The organism is Flavobacterium sp. MDT1-60, assembly GCF_014844035.1.
Lineage (GTDB): Bacteria > Bacteroidota > Bacteroidia > Flavobacteriales > Flavobacteriaceae > Flavobacterium.
On record NZ_CP062159.1, the window covers coordinates 966,104 to 985,648 of the forward strand.

Annotated in this window: 14 protein-coding genes; 11 read left to right on the plus strand and 3 right to left on the minus strand. The window is 32.9% G+C overall.

Translation table 11 applies throughout. From position 1 onward, the window contains the following. The first annotated feature begins 12 nt into the window (after positions 1 to 12). The 5 genes from IHE43_RS23995 (at position 13) to IHE43_RS03985 (ending at position 7,002) form a co-directional block, all read left to right on the plus strand. Positions 13 to 300 carry a hypothetical protein gene (locus tag IHE43_RS23995; protein ID WP_370526683.1) on the plus strand — a complete coding sequence of 96 codons (288 nt, stop codon included), beginning with the start codon at positions 13 to 15 and terminating at the stop codon, positions 298 to 300. After that, complete coding sequence (locus tag IHE43_RS03970) at positions 300 to 2,294, plus strand: T9SS type A sorting domain-containing protein (RefSeq protein ID WP_370526684.1); 1,995 nt, start codon at positions 300 to 302, stop codon at positions 2,292 to 2,294. The genes IHE43_RS23995 and IHE43_RS03970 overlap by 1 nt, the downstream gene beginning before the upstream one ends. Before the next feature lie 71 nt (positions 2,295 to 2,365). Continuing rightward, positions 2,366 to 3,079, plus strand: coding sequence for a DNA repair protein RecO (gene recO, locus IHE43_RS03975; RefSeq protein WP_192186784.1), 714 nt, complete (start codon positions 2,366 to 2,368; stop codon positions 3,077 to 3,079). A 130-nt stretch (positions 3,080 to 3,209) separates the two neighbouring features. Then, positions 3,210 to 6,611: an isoleucine--tRNA ligase gene (ileS, locus tag IHE43_RS03980; protein ID WP_192186785.1), complete on the plus strand. Its 3,402-nt coding sequence runs from the start codon at positions 3,210 to 3,212 to the stop codon at positions 6,609 to 6,611. A 10-nt stretch (positions 6,612 to 6,621) separates the two neighbouring features. Further along, positions 6,622 to 7,002 (plus strand): TraR/DksA C4-type zinc finger protein, encoded by a 381-nt coding sequence (locus tag IHE43_RS03985; RefSeq protein WP_007807070.1) that lies wholly within the window; start codon positions 6,622 to 6,624, stop codon positions 7,000 to 7,002. Positions 7,003 to 7,267: 265 nt separating this feature from the next. Here IHE43_RS03985 and IHE43_RS03990 read toward each other — a convergent pair whose 3' ends face one another. Together IHE43_RS03990 and IHE43_RS03995 are read right to left on the minus strand one after the other, a co-directional pair. Beyond that, on the minus strand, positions 7,268 to 7,648 hold the full coding sequence (locus tag IHE43_RS03990) for a hypothetical protein (protein ID WP_192186786.1): 381 nt from the start codon (positions 7,646 to 7,648) through the stop codon (positions 7,268 to 7,270). A 33-nt stretch (positions 7,649 to 7,681) separates the two neighbouring features. After that, entirely contained in the window at positions 7,682 to 8,038 is a 357-nt protein-coding gene (locus IHE43_RS03995; protein ID WP_192186787.1) for a roadblock/LC7 domain-containing protein, read from the minus strand. A 180-nt stretch (positions 8,039 to 8,218) separates the two neighbouring features. Between IHE43_RS03995 and IHE43_RS04000 the strand changes: the two genes are divergently transcribed. The 6 genes from IHE43_RS04000 (at position 8,219) to IHE43_RS04025 (ending at position 18,087) form a co-directional block, all read left to right on the plus strand. After that, a complete protein-coding gene (locus IHE43_RS04000) occupies positions 8,219 to 8,434 on the plus strand; it encodes a hypothetical protein (protein ID WP_192186788.1) in 216 nt (71 codons plus the stop codon). A gap of 122 nt (positions 8,435 to 8,556) precedes the next feature. Next, complete coding sequence (locus IHE43_RS04005) at positions 8,557 to 9,153, plus strand: lipoprotein signal peptidase (protein WP_192186789.1); 597 nt, start codon at positions 8,557 to 8,559, stop codon at positions 9,151 to 9,153. 87 nt (positions 9,154 to 9,240) lie between these two features. After that, complete coding sequence (locus IHE43_RS04010) at positions 9,241 to 12,399, plus strand: exodeoxyribonuclease V subunit beta (protein WP_192186790.1); 3,159 nt, start codon at positions 9,241 to 9,243, stop codon at positions 12,397 to 12,399. Between the two features lie 70 nt (positions 12,400 to 12,469). Then, positions 12,470 to 13,663 (plus strand): glycine C-acetyltransferase, encoded by a 1,194-nt coding sequence (gene kbl, locus IHE43_RS04015; protein WP_192186791.1) that lies wholly within the window; start codon positions 12,470 to 12,472, stop codon positions 13,661 to 13,663. A gap of 112 nt (positions 13,664 to 13,775) precedes the next feature. Next, positions 13,776 to 15,257, plus strand: a complete 1,482-nt coding sequence (locus IHE43_RS04020; protein WP_192186792.1) for an OmpA family protein — start codon at positions 13,776 to 13,778, stop codon at positions 15,255 to 15,257. Positions 15,258 to 15,321: 64 nt separating this feature from the next. Continuing rightward, positions 15,322 to 18,087, plus strand: a complete 2,766-nt coding sequence (locus IHE43_RS04025) for a PD-(D/E)XK nuclease family protein (protein WP_192186793.1) — start codon at positions 15,322 to 15,324, stop codon at positions 18,085 to 18,087. A gap of 501 nt (positions 18,088 to 18,588) precedes the next feature. On the opposite strand, the gene IHE43_RS04030 is transcribed toward IHE43_RS04025, so the two are convergent. Beyond that, entirely contained in the window at positions 18,589 to 19,368 is a 780-nt protein-coding gene (locus IHE43_RS04030) for an alpha/beta fold hydrolase (protein ID WP_192186794.1), read from the minus strand. Positions 19,369 to 19,545 lie beyond the last annotated feature (177 nt).

Below are 19,545 nucleotides of genomic sequence, written 5' to 3' on the forward strand. Positions count from 1 at the left end.
ATATGTCAAATAATGAAGAAAAGTTTTCTCTATATTTTGTTTCTGCTTTTTATGCAATTTAGTTTTGCCCAGAATAAATTGTCATGGCAAGGGTATTTTTCATTTAATGAAATAAAAGATGTTTCAGAGTCTTCAACAGCAGTTTACGCAGCTTCAGAGAATGCTTTGTTTTCTAAAAATGCGGCTACAAATTCAGTAAAAACAACAACTACAGTTGACGGACTTTCTGGACAGACCATTTCTACGGTATATTATAGTGAAGCTTTCAAAAAACAATTGTCGGTTACGAAAATGGTTTAATGATTGTAATTAATGAGACTGATGGTAATATGCTTAAAAAAGTTGATATTATCAATAAGCAATTGGCTCCAAATCTTAAAAAGATAAATCATTTTATGGAGCATAACGGTTTGCTGTATGTTTCTTGTGATTTCGGAATTGTGCAATTCAATTTGACGACTTTGCAATTTGGTGATACTTATTTTATTGGAGATAATGGCGCGGAAATCAGTGTAAAACAAACTACTTTTTTTAATGGGTTTATTTATGCCGCCACCTCAAGTGGAATCAGAAGAGCAAATAGCACAAATCCGAATTTAAATGATTTTAGTCAATGGATAGTTGTAAATTCAGGAGATTGGTCAAGTGTTGAAACTTTAGATACGGAGCTTATTGCGATAAATACTGTTGGATACATTCATAGGTTTAACTCAGTAACTTTTGTTGGGTTTTTGCAGCTTTCACAACCTTCTGTTGATATGCGGGCAAAGAATCATAATTTGTTTATAACGATCCCGAATACGGTTTATATCTATACTAATCAAATGGTTTTGAATCGACAGATTACAAATGCTCAGGTTTTAGATAATACACTTAATTTTACTTGTGCAACCGCTGTTGGAGATGCAATTTATATCGGAACAAAAGAAAAAGGTTTGTTTTCTTCGATGCTATCAGGAAGTACAGCTTTTGAAAATAATACACCAACAGGTCCTGCACGAAACAATATTTTTTCATTAGATGTAACTCCGAATGTTCTTTGGACAGTGTATGGTGATTACGATTCGTTTTATAATCCGTATCCTTTAGATAGTTATGGTGTAAGTAAATATAGTGCTTCTGGTTGGTTGAATATTCCATATTCTGATGTTTATGACGCCAAATCGATGACAAAAATTATTGTAAATCCTGCTGATGAAAAACAAGTTTATGCGAGTTCGTTTTTCTCCGGATTATTAAAAGTAGAAGATGATGTTCCGCAGTTTTTATACAACGAAAAAAATAGCGGTTTAGAATCAATTACTACCGAAGGTCCAAATTATATAGATGTCCGTATCAATGGAACTGCTTTTGATAAAACAGGAAATCTTTGGGTAACCAATAGCCGGATCAAAAATGGATTAAAAGTTTTGAGAACCAATGGTCAATGGGGAAGTTATTCGATGACTTCAATTATTGATGATGCAGAAGCTTCAAGTTATGGCAACATTGTAATTGATAGAAATAGTGTAAAATGGATTGCAACCAATAGAGATGGGGTTGTTGGTTTTAACGAAGCGACCAATACATTTAAAAAAATGACATTTGGTGCTGATGCAGGAAATCTTCCAATCGCCGACGTAAGATCGATTGCAATTGATACTAAAAACCAACTTTGGATAGGAACTACAAAAGGACTACGGGTTTTGTCAAACGTGAGCAGTTTCCAAAATGAAAGTCAGTTAAAAGCGAATCCAGTTATTATTATGGAAGATAATCTGGCTCAGGAATTACTGTATGAACAATTTATCACTTCAATTGCAGTTGACGGAGCTAATAATAAATGGATTGGAACAACTGATGCTGGTGTTTTTATGGTGTCTCCAAATGGACAGGAAACAAAATATCATTTTACTATAAGTAATTCGCCTTTACCGAGTAACGTTATAAATGACATCAAAATTAACAGCACAACCGGAGAAGTTTTCATTGCAACCAATAAAGGAATGATTTCTTTTAAAGGAATTGCAACAGATGCCAATGAAGATTTAAATAATGTTTATGTCTATCCAAATCCGGTTCGTCCAACCTATTCGGGAACTGTAAAAGTGGCTGGGTTAATTGATAAAGCCAATATTAAAATTACAGATATCGAAGGTAATTTGGTTTATGAAACAACTTCAGAAGGAGGAACAATAGAGTGGGATACAACTGCTTTTGGAAGATATAAAGTAGCATCAGGCGTTTATATGATTTTTATTTCGGCGCAAGACGGCGGTGAAACGAAGGTAAAGAAAGTGATGATAATTCGATAGGATTTAGTCGCAGTTTTCAGTCACAGTTTTCAAAATCTAAAATCTACAGTCTAAAATCTAAAATCCAAAAATTGTTAGTCAAAACAAAAGCAATAGTAATCTCATCCTTAAAATTTCAGGAAAAAAGCCTGATAGTAAAGTGTTTTACGCTTTCAAATGGCCTGAAGTCTTATTTTGTGCGAGATGCTTTTTCGAGTCGGAAAGCGAGTCAGAAGATTGCTTATTTTCAGCCTTTGTCTATTTTAGAAATTGAAGCAGTTCACAAGAATAAAGGGACGCTGGAAAATTTTAAAGAAATAAAAACGGCAATTCCTTTTCAAACGATTCATACTGATATAGTGAAAAGTACAATTGTAATGTTTCTTTCCGAAATATTGCATTATTCGATTCAGGAAGAGGAAAAAAATGAATCGCTTTTTGAGTTTTTAGAAACTGCATTGATGTGGTTGGATCATCATGATGAAATTTCTAATTTCCATTTAATTTTACTTTTAGATGCAACAAAATATCTTGGTTTTTATCCAGATATTTCTGAAATTGATTTGCCCTATTTTGAAATGAATGAAGGTATTTTTACGATTTTTCATGGATCAAATTCTTTAACAGAAGATGAAACAAGTCTTCTGAAAAAACTGATTGATCTGAAATTTGACAACGATCAGAAAGTTTTCCATGTGGTAGAAAGACAAATACTACTAAAAGTTCTGATTGATTATTATAGTTTTCATTTGGACGGATTCAAAAAACCGAAATCTTTAGAGGTTTTAAAGGAGGTTTTCTCTTAAATCTTAAAAAAGAGCATTTTTTTTTGCTGAACATACCTGAAATTTTCTGACATCGCTCTTTTTTCTGTCATCTTTTATCTATTTTCCTCAAAATTCCTTACTTTCGCACCTCGTTTAAGAAAAGGATAAAATGAGCACAAAATTTACTGAATACAAAGGACTTGACTTACCAACAGTAGCGTCAGAAGTACTTGATTTTTGGAAGAAAGAAAATATATTTGAAAAGAGTGTAACTACTCGCGAAGGTGCAGAGCCTTACGTATTTTTTGAAGGTCCGCCTTCAGCAAACGGATTACCGGGAATTCACCACGTGATGGCGCGTGCGATTAAAGATATTTTTTGCAGATATAAAACTCAAAAAGGTTTTCAGGTAAAAAGAAAAGCCGGTTGGGATACGCATGGATTACCTGTAGAATTAGGTACCGAGAAAGAACTTGGAATTACAAAAGAAGATATTGGTAAAACCATTTCTATTGAAGAATATAACGAAGCGTGTAAAAAAACCGTAATGCGTTATACCGATGTATGGAATGATTTGACCGAAAAAATGGGATATTGGGTTGATATGGAAGATCCATATGTGACTTATAAACCAAAATATATGGAGTCTGTTTGGTGGCTTTTGAAACAAATCTATGATAAAGGTTTGTTGTACAAAGGATACACGATTCAGCCTTATTCTCCAAAAGCAGGAACTGGATTGTCTTCTCACGAAGTAAACCAGCCTGGAGCGTACCGAGATGTTACAGATACTACGATTGTAGCGCAGTTTAAAACATTGCCGAAAACATTGCCTTCGTTTTTACAAGGTTTTGGAGATATTCACATCTTGGCCTGGACAACTACTCCCTGGACACTACCATCGAATACCGCTTTGACAGTTGGACCAAAAATCGATTATGTTTTAGTAAAAACATTCAATCAATATACTTTTGAATCAATCAATGTGGTTTTGGCTAAAAATTTAGTTGGAAAACAATTTGGAAAAGGATTTTTTGCAAGTGAAGACGATGCCGATTTCGAAAAAGTAAAAAATGGCGACAAGCAACTTCCGTACAAAATTTTAGCAGAAGCAAAAGGAGCCGATTTAGTAGAAATCCGTTACGAGCAATTATTGCCGTACGTATTGCCTTATCAAAATGCTGAAAATGCATTTAGAGTAATTGCCGGAGATTTCGTTACTACAGAAGACGGAACCGGAGTAGTGCATACCGCTCCAACTTTTGGTGCTGATGATGCTAAAGTAGCGAAAGAAGCTAAACCCGAAGTGCCGCCAATGTTGGTTTTAGACGAAAATGGCACTGCAGTTCCTTTGGTAGACTTACAAGGAAAATTCACTTCTCATGTAGGTGATTTGGCTGGTAAATATGTGAAAAACGAATATTATGATGAAGGACAGGCGCCAGAGCGCTCTGTTGATGTTGAGATTGCTATTCGATTGAAAGAAGAAAATAAAGCCTTTAAGGTTGAAAAATACGTACACAGTTATCCACACAGCTGGAGAACTGATGAGCCGTTATTATATTATCCACTAGACTCTTGGTTCATTAAAGTAACCGATGTAAAAGATAGAATGTTCGACCTGAACGAAACTATCAATTGGAAGCCTAAGTCTACTGGTGAAGGACGTTTTGGAAATTGGTTGAAAAATGCCAACGACTGGAATTTATCTCGTTCTAGATATTGGGGAATTCCGTTGCCAATTTGGAGAACTGAAGATAAGAAAGAAGAAGTTCTTATTGGTTCTGTTGAAGAATTGTACAATGCGATTGAAAAATCTATTGCAGCTGGTTTTCAAAAAGAAAATCCGTTCAAAGGTTTTGAAATCGGAAACATGTCTGAATCAAATTATGATCTAATTGATTTACACAAAAATGTTGTTGATGAAATAACTTTAGTTTCGGCTTCAGGACAGCCAATGAAACGTGAAAGCGATTTAATTGACGTTTGGTTTGATTCTGGTGCCATGCCTTATGCACAATGGCATTATCCTTTTGAGAACAAAGATAAAATAGACGAGAATAAAGATTTTCCTGCGAATTTCATCGCTGAAGGTGTAGATCAGACTCGTGGATGGTTTTATACTTTACATGCTATCGGAACTTTGGTTTTTGATAAAGTAGCGTATAAAAATGTAGTTTCAAATGGTTTGGTTTTGGATAAAAACGGACAAAAAATGTCGAAACGTTTAGGGAACGCAACAGATCCTTTCGAAACAATAAAAGAATATGGTCCGGATGCTACCCGTTGGTACATGATTTCAAACGCAAATCCCTGGGATAACCTGAAATTTGATTTGGAAGGAATTGCTGAGGTGCGTCGTAAATTCTTCGGAACTTTATATAATACCTATTCATTCTTTTCGTTATATGCCAATATCGATGGGTTTAAATACGCTGAAGCGGAAATTCCGTTAAACGAGAGACCGGAAATCGATCAATGGATTATTTCTGAATTGCATTCTTTGATAAAATTTGTTGACGAATGTTATGAAGATTATGAGCCTACAAAAGCAGCAAGAGCTATATCTGAATTCGTTCAGGAAAACTTAAGTAACTGGTATGTTCGTTTGTGCCGTCGTCGTTTCTGGAAAGGAGAATATGCTCAGGATAAAATTGCAGCTTATCAAACGCTTTATACTTGCCTGTTAACAATAAGTAAGTTAAGCGCTCCCATCGCTCCTTTTTTCATGGATAAATTATACCGTGATTTAACAATTTCTACAGGATCTGAGGAATATAGCAGTGTTCACTTGGCTGAATTTCCAAAATTTGTCGAAAACTTTGTTAATAAAACGTTAGAAAGTAAAATGCAGAAGGCGCAGACTATCTCTTCGCTTGTATTATCGCTTCGTAAAAAGGAAATGATTAAGGTGCGTCAACCTTTGCAAAAGGTAATGATTCCGGTACTTGACGAAAATCAGAGAGATGAAATTGAAGCTATTTCTGAGCTTGTAAAAGCGGAAGTGAACGTTAAAGAAATCATACTTTTAGATGATGACTCTGGTATTTTAGTGAAGCAAATCAAGCCTAATTTTAAGGCTTTAGGGCCGCGTTTCGGAAAAGATATGGGTCTGATTTCCAAAGAAATACAAGCTTTTTCAGTAGATCAGATCAATCAGTTGGATAAGCAGGGGGCGTTAGATATTGTTATTGCTGGAAAAAATGTAACTTTATCACTAGAAGACGTCGAAATAACATCCCAGGATATTGAAGGATGGTTGGTTGCAAATTCAAATGGAATTACGGTTGCACTTGATATTACAATCTCTGAAGAATTGAAAAACGAGGGAATCGCGAGAGAATTGGTAAACAGAATTCAAAATATCCGTAAAGATTCTGGATTTGAAGTTACCGATAAGATTAAGGTTCAGATAAAAAGAAGTGGTTTGTTAGAAGAGGCCATTCTGAAAAATGAAGACTATATTAAGTCTGAGACATTAACAGAAGATTTGGTTTTTGTTGACGCTTTAGAAAACGGCACAGAAATTGAGTTTGATGATATTAAAACTATGATATTAATTTCAAAATAATATAAATACCATGATAGATGAAATTACAAGATACTCTGACGCTGACTTGGCAGAGTTTAAAGAAATAATTCAAAATAAAATACAAAAAGCACAAGCCGATCTGGATTTAATTAAAAGTGCTTATATGAATGATTTGAATAATGGAACAGATGATACTTCTCCAACTTTTAAAGCATTTGAAGAAGGAAGTGAAACAATGTCAAAAGAAGCGAACTCACAGTTGGCTATCAGACAGGAAAAGTTTATACGCGATCTGAAAAACGCATTATTCCGTGTTGAAAATAAAACATATGGTATTTGTAAAGTGACAGGTAAACTAATCGGCAAGGAAAGGCTAAAAATAGTTCCTCATGCTACAATGAGTATCGAAGCTAAAAACCTGCAAAGATAATTATCTATACCTAAATTAACAATAACAGTATGAAACGCTCCTTTTAGGGGCGTTTTTTTTGTTTAATATTTTTATGTAGTAATTACATTTTGATTATCTATTTTTTTGAGGTAAATTGATTACGATTTATTAAAATTGTATAGTAAAAGTTTATAATTTTTTGTAAGAAGAGAGAAAACGAGAGAATCGGGTGTGTCTGAAAAGATGTTTTTAATTTAGAACTGCCTGCAATCAAGGCAGTTCTAAATTAAATGAAGAGTAGAAATTAAGCCAAATTTTTCTCTAATTCTAATTTGTGTTTTCTTAATATGGCTCTTGTCATTCCTAAATTTGCCTTAGTAGAGTCTGCAGCAAGGTAAATCATGAATTTTTTGTTTGGAGAAATGTCGATAATGTGAATTTGATTTGACAGTGTAATCAAAATATCTTCAATTTCCTGATTTAAATTTAAGGCTTTAACAGCATTCAGTTTAGCTTTCACTACTTCCAGGTTGTAAGCTGCGGCAAGTTCCGGGTCAAATTTGGAGTCTAAACTCAGGTTTCCATAGCTTAATCCGGTTTCGATTTCGGTCACAGCTACTGCTATAAAGCCGTTTACGTTAGTTTTCATTTCATTTAAAAACACGTTCAAAAAGTCATTACTCATAGTTAATTGGTTTTGTTGTTAATAGATTTATGTTTATTTTAATAGGGAATTCTGGCTTAATTTTATAGAAACTTCGTCAGTAGATCGCATTAATAATCCAAGGTTACTTCCTTCTTTTGAGAAAGCAATAATAAAGTTTGAACCGCTAATTTTATTTCCGATAACGACACCGTCTGAAGTTTTTAAATAAAGCTGTTTTAATGATCCTTTGTCTAAATCAATTAAAAATTTTTCACTCATAGATAAAATCGCAGCGCTCATTGCGGCAACACTATCTCCGTAATCTAAATGTAGTGATGTGATTAATTTTCCTTTTCCATTTAAAATTAATGCTGATGTTGATTTAGTAGTAACCAAAAAATCGTTTAGAGTAGCTGTGATTTCGTTCATTTTTAGTAGGATTTTAAACAGTTGTTAAAATATTTTCAGATCGATATATTATTGATGATAAATTTATACTTATGTATTAAACAATTGTTAAATTGTTTAAACAAATATAAATTAAATTATGTATCATTGTGGTACCGAAATGTTAATAATTTTATTTTTTCACTATAAAAAACTTACACGATGGCTAAAGTATTGAAATTCAAAGAAGTGAATTCGGATGTAGAAAGTAGAATGAAAGATTTCGAAAAAATGCGTCTAAAATTAAAAACGGAAATTAAAAAGGTACAGGAGAAAAAAGCTAACTCTGGTAAAGAAGAAAAAGGCTTTCTGAAATCGATTTCAGGTTTTTTTGCTGATGGTCCTAAAACTCCAGCTAAGACAAATGTCAAAAAATAACTTCTTCTTTGCTTAAAATGGTATTAAATTACTGTTTGATTTTATTGTAAAAGAATTAACGCTCCATTAGGAGCTTTTTTTTTGATTAAATTAGTACTTTTGCGCATCAAAAAATCCATAAAATGTCATTACGAAAAGCGTATCTCCTTATATTTTTAGTTTTACTTGTTGATCAGATTTCAAAAATCTATGTGAAAACCAATTTTATTCTAGGAGAAGAAGTTCATGTTTTTAATTGGTTCAAAATTCATTTTATTGAAAATGAAGGAATGGCATGGGGAACAAAAATTCCAGGCGAATACGGAAAATTAATTTTGACTGTATTTAGAATTTTTGCTGTTTTCGGAATTGGATATTGGTTGGCTGATGCAATCAAAAAGCATCATTCTACTTATTTAATAGTTGCAATTGCGCTAATTTTTGCAGGAGCTGCAGGAAATATTTTAGATTCCGTTTTCTACGGAGTAATTTTTGATGACAGCACACATAATTTGGCAACACTTTTTTCACCTCATCCATATGGTACATGGTTTCATGGGTTAGTAGTTGATATGTTTTATTTTCCTATCTGGGAAGGCAATCTGCCAACCTGGATTCCTTTCTTTGGTGGTAAACATTTTATGTTTTTTAATGCTATTTTTAATGTTGCCGACATGGCAATTTCTACAGGTGTCGGTATTTTGCTTATTTTCAATAAAAGAGCTTTTCCAAAACACTAAACTTATTTCGGTTTAATAGAATTTTTGGTTTTTTGTAAAAAATAGTGATTTAGAAGTGCTATTTTTACAAATACTAAAGTTAAACTTATGCAAAGTCCATCTTTTTCTATCTACGATGCATCTGCAGGTTCAGGAAAGACTTATACTTTAGTCAAAGAATATCTTAAAATAATTCTTTCATCGCCTAAAAATGATGCTTATCGAAATATTTTAGCTATCACTTTTACCAATAAAGCGGTCCACGAAATGAAAAGCCGTATTGTTGGAAGTTTGTCTGAATTTACTAAGGACGAGCCTTCAGTGAAAGCTACAGATTTAATGGAAGATTTATCTCGTGAAACGGGACTTTCCTTGATTAAAATTAAAACAAAATCTCAAAATATTATTAAGCATCTAATTCATAATTATGCTGCTTTTGATATTTCTACTATTGATAAATTTACACACAAAGTAATTCGTGCTTTTGCGCACGATTTAAATTTACCAATGACTTTTGAGGTAACTCTGGATACCGAAAATTTATTAGTTGAAGCAGTTGATGCTATTATTGCACAAGCCGGACAAGACGAAACTTTGACAAAGCTGCTTGTTGATTTTACAATGGAAAAAACCGATGATGATAAAAGTTGGGATGTTTCGCGTGAAATTCTTGAAACCGGAAGATTGGTTTTGAATGAAAATAATCGAAATGAAATCTCTCATTTTCAGAATACATCTATTGAAGAATTTGTTGCTATCAAAAAGAAAATGTCAGTTTTGTGTGCTGATTTGGAAAAGGAATGTGCTGAACACGCCTTTAATGCTCTAGCTTTAATTGATAAAAACGAAATCGATTTAAAATCATTTTCAAGAGGAACTTTTCCAAATCACTTAGAGAGTATTAGAGATGGTAAATTCAATCCACGAAATAAAACTTTTCATGAATTTGATGACATAGCAATTAATAAAACGGCGACAGATCGGGCGTTGATTGAAAATATTATTCCTGAATTACTTCTGGGTTTGGATAAAATCTATAAAAATTTTGAAAAAAGAGATTTTTACAAGGCATTTTTAAAAAATATAACGCCACTTTCGTTATTAAATACTGTTAGTAATGAATTAGCAAAAATTCAGTCAGAGCAAAATGTTTTGTCTATATCTGAATTTAATGCGATCATTCATCGTGAAATTCAAAACCAGCCTGCACCTTTTATTTATGAGCGTATGGGAGAACGCTATCGTCATTTTTTTATAGACGAATTTCAGGATACTTCAGAGATGCAATGGCAGAATTTAATTCCGTTAATTGATAATGCACTTGCAGGTCAGGATGATTTAGGGAACAAAGGAACGCTAATGATTGTAGGAGATCCGAAACAATCTATTTATCGCTGGCGTGGAGGAAAAGCGGAGCAGTTTATTGAGTTGAGTAAAGATATAAATCCATTTAGCAACCCGGACAAAGTAATTGAACATTTAGATACTAATTATAGAAGTTATAGTGAAGTAATTGATTTTAATAATGCTTTCTTTAAATTAATTTCAGCTGAATTTTCAAATGAAGATTATAAAGATTTGTATGAAAATCATAGTCATCAAATTTCAAATGCTAAAAAAGGCGGATATGTAAATATTTCTTTTTTGCCGATAATTGAAAAAAATGATTTTGTAGATGATGAAGAGATTGTCGAAAAATCAGATTTATATGTTTTGGCAACTTTAAATACGATTCAGAAGGTGCTGCGTGAAGGTTTTGAATATAGGGATATTGTAGTTTTAACCCGAAAAAGAGATCAGGGAATTGCGATTGCGAATTATTTGACGGAGCAAAATATTCCACTTTTATCTTCAGAAACTTTGATGATCCAGAATGCAACAGAAGTTCGTCTGATTATTCATTTGTTAAAATATCTGAACAATAGTGTTGATTTAGAGGCTAAAGCTAATTTTCTTCATTTTTTGGCGATTACAAAAGATGTTCAGATGCCAATTCATGATTTCATAGCTAAAGGAATGGGGTATAAATTTGAAAGTGATTTTGAAAAATGGCTTTTAGGTTTTGATGTTTCACTTTCATTTGAAGATGTTAGAAAAAAATCCTTGTACGAAGCGGTTGAGATTATTATATCAAAATTTGTCCTTTCGCCAGAAGGTAATGCGTATGTGCAATATTTTTTGGATATTGTTTTAGAACGCGATATTAGAAATCAGGCTGGGATTGCAGATTTTCTGAATTACTGGGCTAAAAATTCGGAAAAATTCAGTATTCCGTCTCCCGAGGGAAATAATGCTGTTCGCATTATGACGATTCATAAGTCTAAGGGTTTGGAATTTCCTATTGTGATTATGCCTTTTGCAGAAGAAGATTATAGTAGAAAACCAAAAGATAAATTATGGCTTGATACAGAAAATACTGATTTAGGTGTTTCGAAAGCTTTGATTGATAATAGTAGTGCTGTTGAAGGTTTTGGGGAAAGTGCTTCTGCTGTTTTTAATTTGAAAAAGCAGGAAGAATTACTCGATAATATTAATGTTTTGTATGTGGCTCTAACGCGCGCCGAAGAACAATTATATGTTATTTCTCAAACTATAAAAGAGAGAAAAGATGGTGAATTCCCAAGTAATATGGCTTCTTTTTTTATTAAATATTTAATGTTTAAAGGAATATATGAGGACGGGAAATTGGAGTATGAATTTGGAAACAGGATAAAACTTTCTCCTTCTCATCAAACATTAGATTTAATAAAAACAATTCCGATTGTTTCGGAAGTTTTGAATCCGAAAAATATTAAAATTGCCCAGAAGGAGTCTTTGATGTGGGGTACACATCAGCAAGAGGCAATTTCGTATGGAAATGTGATTCATGAAATTTTAGCATTTGTAAAAGATAAATCAGATGTTGAATTAGCGGTTACAAAAGCAATCGAGAATGGTTTGATAACATATGATCAAACTGAGAAAGTTTTGAAAACGTTGCAAGAAATCGTTTCTCATCCCGAGTTAAGTGTTTGTTTTAATGGAAGAAATACTGTTCTTGCCGAGCAAACTATAGTTCAAAAAGAAGGAAGAATTTTAAAACCAGATCGAATAGTCTTAACTCAAAATAAAGAAGCTTATTTGCTTGATTATAAAACTGGTGCAATAAACTCGAAATATGCACAGCAAATTCAGGAATATCAAGATGCAATTGAAGATTTAGGATATAAAGTGTTAAAAAGGGCTTTGGTGTATATTGGAACCGAAATCGATGTAGTAAATTTGTGAAGAAATTAGTCAGTTGTTAACGACTTAATTGATGTAAGTTGTTAATTTTTAACATATTAAATATAGTAAAATGTACGGTAAAATTAAAGAGCATTTGCAAAATGAATTGCAAACAATTGAAGACAGCGGAATTTTTAAGAAAGAACGCATTATAACTTCAGAGCAAGGAGCAGAAATAACTATTTCTACAGGAGAAACAGTTCTGAATTTTTGCGCTAATAATTATTTAGGTCTTTCTTCACATCCGGAGGTTGTTCAGGCTGCGAAAGATACAATGGATACACATGGTTTCGGTATGTCTTCGGTTCGATTTATTTGCGGAACGCAGGATATTCATAAAACATTAGAAAAAAAGATTGCTGATTTTTATGGTACTGAAGATACTATATTATATGCTGCAGCTTTTGATGCAAATGGTGGTGTTTTTGAGCCTTTATTAGGAGAGAACGATGCGATTATTTCTGATAGTTTAAATCATGCTTCTATTATAGATGGAGTTCGTTTGTGCAAAGCGGCTCGTTATCGCTATGAAAACAGCAATATGGAAGATTTAGAGCAGCAGTTAATAAAAGCAAATGAAGCTGGGGCTCGTTTTAAATTAATTGTTACTGATGGAGTTTTTTCTATGGACGGTCTTGTGGCGCCATTAGATAAAATTTGCGATCTGGCAGATAAATATGATGCAATGGTTATGGTGGATGAATGTCATGCCGCCGGATTTATCGGAGCAACTGGTAAAGGTACACTTGAGGCAAAAGGTGTTATGGGACGCGTAGATATTATTACAGGTACTCTTGGTAAAGCCCTCGGAGGTGCAATGGGTGGTTATACAACAGCAAAGAAAGAAATAATTGAATTGTTACGTCAACGTTCAAGGCCTTATTTGTTTTCAAATTCTCTTGCGCCAGCTATTGTAGGAGCTTCAATTAAAGTTTTTGAATTATTAGAAAAAGATACTTCGTTAAGAGATAAATTAGAATGGAATACTAATTATTTTAAAGAAGGGATGAAAAAAGCAGGTTTTGATATTATAGATGGAGATTCTGCAATTGTTCCTGTAATGTTATATGATGCAAAATTGTCTCAAACAATGGCAAATGAACTTTTGAAAGAAGGTATTTATGTTATTGGATTTTTCTTTCCTGTAGTTCCGAAAGAGAAAGCAAGAATTAGAGTTCAGTTATCAGCTGCACATTCTAAAGAGCACTTAGACAAGGCGATAGGTGCTTTTAAAGTTGTCGGACAAAAGTTAAAAGTTATATAATTCCCATTTTAAATAATTTTTGTAGGTTTTTTTTAACATTTCATTTTGTATTTAAAAATTTTGGTGTTACTTTTGTCTGTAATTAACTAAATTGTAATTAAAAAAATTAAGTATGAAACATCTTAACAAACTTTTAGTTGCTGTGATGATGGTGATGGGTTTAAGTTCTCACGCACAAGACAGTAACAATCCATGGGCTATCTCTTTTGGAGTTAATGCCGTTGACACTAGAACTAGTTCTGGTTCAGGAAGTGGGTTTTTTGATCAACACTTTTCTCAGCCATTCGCTGTAGATGACAACTGGAATATCCTTCCTTCTTTATCTTACATTGGTGTGAATAGATATGTAGGTCACGGTTTTTCTGTTGGTTTACAAGGTTCTGTAAACAAAATTGATAAAGCTGTTTATTTTAGACCAACTGCTCCTGGACATGATTCTAGAGGTAATGTGGTTACTAATCCTGGTGATTTAATGTATTATGGAATTGATGCTACTATTAAATATAGCTTCCAGGAATTAATCAAATCTAAAGTAATCGATCCTTCGTTATCTATTGGTGGAGGTTATGTTTTCTTAGGAGATGATAGTTATGGTGTTGTTAATCCAGGTGCAGGAATTACTTTCTGGTTTACTGATGCTATTGGTTTAGAACTTGCTACTAAATACAAATGGGCTGTTGCTGTTGGTAATGATGATATTCCTGGAAGAAATGATCGTAATGGAGAGATTGATTCTCCTTCACATTTCCAACACACTTTAGGTCTTGTGTTCAAATTCGGAGGTAAAGATACTGACGGAGACGGAATCTATGACAAAGACGATGCTTGTCCAGATGTTGCTGGTTTGAAACAATTCAATGGTTGTCCTGATACTGACGGAGACGGAATCGTTGACGCTAGTGATGCTTGTCCAGATGTATTCGGTTTAGCTGCATTAAACGGATGTCCTGATACTGACGGAGACGGAATTGCTGATAAAGATGATGCTTGTCCAGATGTTGCTGGTTTAGCTGCTTTAAAAGGTTGTCCAGATGCTGACGGAGACGGAATCGCTGATAAAGATGACAAATGTCCTACTGTTGCTGGTCCTAAAGAAAATGGTGGTTGTCCTTTCTTAGACGCTGACAAAGATGGTGTTGCTGATAAAGATGATGACTGTCCTACAGTTTATGGTCCTGCTTCTAACAGAGGTTGTCCAGAAGTTACTGCTGAAGCTTTAGAAGATCTTAAAGTTCAAGCAAGAGCGGTTTACTTTAATTCAGGTAAAGCTACTTTCAAAACTGGAGATAAAGAAACTCAAGCTAGATTAGATGCAATCAAACAAATCCTTATCAACTATCCAAATGCTAAATTTAGCATTGAAGGACACACTGATAGCGATGGTTCTGATAAATTGAATCAAAAACTATCTGAAGATAGAGCTGCTGCTGTTATGAACGCTTTAATCGAAAGAGGAGTAAACGTTGATAACTTACAATCTAAAGGTTTTGGTGAGTCTCAACCAGTTGCAAGCAACAAAACTGCTGCAGGTAAAGCACAAAACAGAAGAACTGAAATTAGACACATTGGTTCTAAATACCAAGGTAAACTATAATTTACAGTTTAAAATAAATACTAAAAGCCATTCTTAATTGAATGGCTTTTTTTATTTTTATCAAATGATAAATACTTCTTTTCTAGAAAAAATAGCAACTGTGGTAATTCAGGATTTTTCTGCAAAACTTGCCGAAACTACTATCATTTTACCAAATAAAAGAGCTAAGGTTTTTTTGATAGAAGCTTTAAAAAAAGAAACGAATAAAACAATTCTTTCTCCTGAGATTACAAGTATTGAGGATTTCGTACAGGATGTTGCTTCTATTCGTTCTGTGGACTCCATTGAGCTATTATTTGAATTCTATGAAGTTTATCTTTCTGTTACAGAAAAACAAAATCAACAATCATTTGAATTGTTTGCCAATTGGGCAAAAACACTTTTACAGGATTTTAATGAAATAGATCGCTATCTTTTAGATCCCTCACACGTTTTGTCTTATTTGAAAGATATTGAAGATATTAAAAAGTGGGGAATTGAAGTTGAAAACAAAACAAAACTTCTTGAAAATTATATTGATTTTTGGAAACTTTTGCCCTTATACTATAATTCGTTATATGAACATTTACTTAATAAGTCAATCGGATATCAAGGGTTGATTTATCGTGAAGCAGTTAACAATTTAAATCATTTTTCGAATACCATTTCGAATCGTACTTTTATTTTTGCCGGTTTTAATGCCTTGAATGCTGCTGAAGAAAAAATAGTACAACATCTTCTTGCTCTCGATCAGGCTAAAATATATTGGGATGTAGATCAGACTTTTTTAAACGATCCTTACCATGATGCCGGTCTTTTTGTGCGACGTTTCAAAGAAAACTGGAAACACTATAAAGCAAATCCTTTTGAATGGATTGTAGATGATTTTTCTCAATCTAAAAACATTCAGGTAATCGGAACTCCAAAAACTATAGGACAGGCAAAATTAGCAGGGAGTATTATAGAAAACATAATTACCGAAAACGAAATTTCGTCACTTGACAAAGTTGCAATTGTTCTGGGTGAAGAAAATCTACTTATGCCAATTTTGTATGCTTTGCCTTCTTCGGTTGGGGCATTAAATATTACAATGGGATATTCAGGTAAAAATAATCCATCGCAAATATTAATTGCCAAATTGTTTAAAATGCATACCAATGCGCTTTCAAGAAAAGGGGAGAGTTATGTTTTTTATTATAAAGATGTATTGGATGTTTTGACACATCCATTAGTTGAGCCTTATGCTAAGGCTAATAATTTGGTTAAGATTATCAAAGAGAATAATTATACATTTATTACGCATAACAAGCTATTCGAACTTAATACTGCTCCATCAAATTTATTTTTATTGTTATTTCGTAAATGGGAGAATGGTGCAGTAGCGGTTCTTGAGAATATTTCAACACTTTTAATTTTAATAAAAGAAAATTTTAGCAACGATAATGAAGATGAAAAAATAGCTAAAACTTTTGTTTATGCCATTTTTAAAGTCATCAATAAGTTGACCAATTATTATTTACAACATAAACATATTGATAATATAGATACTTTGTATGCCATTTACAAACAGGTTATTGATGTCGCTGAAGTTTCGTTTGAGGGAGAGCCCCTTCATGGATTGCAAATTATGGGGGTTTTAGAAAGTCGTGTTCTGGATTTTGAAACCGTAATTGTAACTTCTATGAATGAAGGTAAATTTCCAGCTGGGAAATCTCAAAATTCTTTTATTCCATATGATGTAAAGAAGGAATTAGGTTTACCAACCTTTAAAGAAAAGGATGCTATTTATACCTACCATTTTTATCATTTATTGCAAAGGGCTAAAAATATCTATTTGATTTATAATACGGAAAATGATGGCTTGGATGCTGGTGAACGCAGTCGTTTTATTACGCAGTTAGAAGTTGAAAAACAACAAAAACATAATCTGACTTTTGATATTTATAATCCTGTTTTGCCCACAACTGCATATCAGCCTATAGTTGTTCCGAAATCAGAAGCGGTTATGGAACGTTTGAGAGAAATTGCAGTAGCTGGTTTTTCTCCTTCGGCATTGACGAGTTATATTAGAAATCCGATTGACTTTTATTTTCAGAAAATACTTCGTATCAGAGAGGTGGAGGAAGTAGAAGAGAATATTGCCTTAAATACACTGGGTACCATAATTCACGAAACTTTAAAAGCACTTTATGAGCCTTTTATTGGTAAATTTATTTCGGAGAATGATATTTCAAATTGCTTTAAATTGTTAGACGATGAAGTTCTAAAACAATTTAAAGTGATTTATAAAGAAGGTGAAATTAAAAAAGGAAGAAACCTTCTGGCTTTTGAAGTTGCAAAACGGAACGTCTCGAATTTCCTTAAAATGGAATTAGAATCCATTCAGAATGGAGATGCGATTCAAATCATTGCTTTAGAACAAACATTCGGACGTGAGCTTATTCATCCAAATTTGCCATTTCCTGTCTTAATTAAAGGAAATGTCGACAGAATTGAGCTACGCAACGGAAAAATAAGAATCATTGATTATAAGACCGGGAAAGTCGAAAAAACGAATGTTATCCTTAAGTCTTGGAAGGGATTAACACAAGAGCTTAAAAATGACAAAATTATTCAGGTTCTGGCGTATGCCTTCATGTTTGAAAGCGAAGCTAAAGATTTTCCAATCGAAGTAGGGATCATTTCGTTCAAAAACCTAAAATCAGGATTTTTACCTTTTGGATTTAAGGAAGAAAAAGAATTGAATATGACTATTACAAAAGATATTCTGAATAGTTATCTGGAAGAAATTGTACTACTATTGAACGAAATATTTGATGTTAATATTCCTTTTGAAGAGAAAATATTATAAGAGTAAGAGGATTATGTTCAGGTTTGTTTTTAATATGATTTTTCTTTTAAAATTTGTTTGACTTTTTTGTTTTCAAAACGCATTCGAGACGTTTTTATTTAGCAAAATATTTAACAATAACGAAAAAATCTATTTTGTACTGAAAAATAAGTCCTAATTATCAGCTTTTTAATTAAATTTTCCGAAACGTAATGTTGTATTTTTAAATGATTCTTCTCTTTTTGTTCATTTTTATTGTCTACTGTGTTTTAATAATGATCAAAAAGTGTGGTATAAATAAAAGTGCTTTTGAGGCTTCAAATTCCTCATTTTTTAACAAGTGTTTGTCGAACAATTGCAATTATTAAAATATCTTTGGCGCATCTTATAAAGGACTTATTCAATTTGATAAGAGCAGTCTTATTTAAATTTAAAAATATATTATTACCATAATTAAAAATTTTTGCCCCCAACAATAAGAAAAAGGCTGTCTCGAAATTTTTGAGACGGCCTTTTTTGATTTTATTTGCTAAAGAATTCGGCTAATATGGGTTTTAATTCTTCCTTGTTCTCAATCTGACTCATATGCCCATCTTCAAAAGAAACAAGTTCGACAGTTGTATCATCAATTTGTGATAAACTTTCTTCATAGTTTAAAACCGGATCTTTTTTACCTAAAACCAATAAAACCGGAAATCTATTTTCATGCAAAAGTGCTTCGCGATCTTTTCTGATTTTCATTCCTTCAAGCGATGCTACAATTCCTTGTAAAGGTGTTTTTAAAGCCTCAACTTTTACCTTTTCAATTTCATTGGCTAATCTTGTTCTGTTATTCTCACTAAATAAATTGGCAATTGCTAAACTCACAAAACTTACATAATTCTGTTTGACTGCTTTAATGGCGCGTGTTCGATTCGATTTTTTTTCGGTGGTGTCCTCTTTTGAAGTAGAATTAAGCAAGACTAATTTCTGAATGTTCTTCGGATATAATTCGGCGAAAGCCAAACCAACATATCCACCCATAGAATGCCCTAAAATAATTGCTTTTTTAATCTTTAATGATGCTAAAACTTCCTGAACAACATTTGCATTTTCTTCCATCGAATGCACATATCCCAAACAATCTGAATCACCGTGACCTAACAAATCAATGGTGATAACGCGATATTGTTTGGAAAAAAGAGCAACATACTCCTGCCACATTTTTTTATTTTCTAAAAAGCCGTGAAGTAATACAATTGCTGTTCCTTCGCCCGAATCGGTAAAAGATATTTTAGTGTTTTTATATAGAATGTTTTCCAAAATAATGTTTTTAAAGTATAATCACAAAGATAACAAAAGGCAAAACTATATCAGAAGTATAAAATTTTCGAGTTACAATTATTAGTCAATCAGTTCAATTTTAAATGAACTTATATCACTTATATGGTAAAACAAAAACGGCCAGCATTTCTGCAAGCCGTCTATTTTCTATACTCT

Coding starts and splice junctions, on each gene's coding strand:
- IHE43_RS04025 (WP_192186793.1), top strand. CDS start 15,322: ATGATAAATACTTCTTTTCTAGAAAAAATAGCAACTGTGGTAATTCAG.
- IHE43_RS04005 (WP_192186789.1), top strand. CDS start 8,557: ATGTCATTACGAAAAGCGTATCTCCTTATATTTTTAGTTTTACTTGTT.
- IHE43_RS03985 (WP_007807070.1), top strand. CDS start 6,622: ATGATAGATGAAATTACAAGATACTCTGACGCTGACTTGGCAGAGTTT.
- ileS (WP_192186785.1), top strand. CDS start 3,210: ATGAGCACAAAATTTACTGAATACAAAGGACTTGACTTACCAACAGTA.
- IHE43_RS23995 (WP_370526683.1), top strand. CDS start 13: ATGAAGAAAAGTTTTCTCTATATTTTGTTTCTGCTTTTTATGCAATTT.
- IHE43_RS04010 (WP_192186790.1), top strand. CDS start 9,241: ATGCAAAGTCCATCTTTTTCTATCTACGATGCATCTGCAGGTTCAGGA.
- kbl (WP_192186791.1), top strand. CDS start 12,470: ATGTACGGTAAAATTAAAGAGCATTTGCAAAATGAATTGCAAACAATT.
- IHE43_RS04020 (WP_192186792.1), top strand. CDS start 13,776: ATGAAACATCTTAACAAACTTTTAGTTGCTGTGATGATGGTGATGGGT.
- IHE43_RS03995 (WP_192186787.1), bottom strand. CDS start 8,038: ATGAACGAAATCACAGCTACTCTAAACGATTTTTTGGTTACTACTAAA.
- IHE43_RS03970 (WP_370526684.1), top strand. CDS start 300: ATGATTGTAATTAATGAGACTGATGGTAATATGCTTAAAAAAGTTGAT.
- IHE43_RS04000 (WP_192186788.1), top strand. CDS start 8,219: ATGGCTAAAGTATTGAAATTCAAAGAAGTGAATTCGGATGTAGAAAGT.
- IHE43_RS03990 (WP_192186786.1), bottom strand. CDS start 7,648: ATGAGTAATGACTTTTTGAACGTGTTTTTAAATGAAATGAAAACTAAC.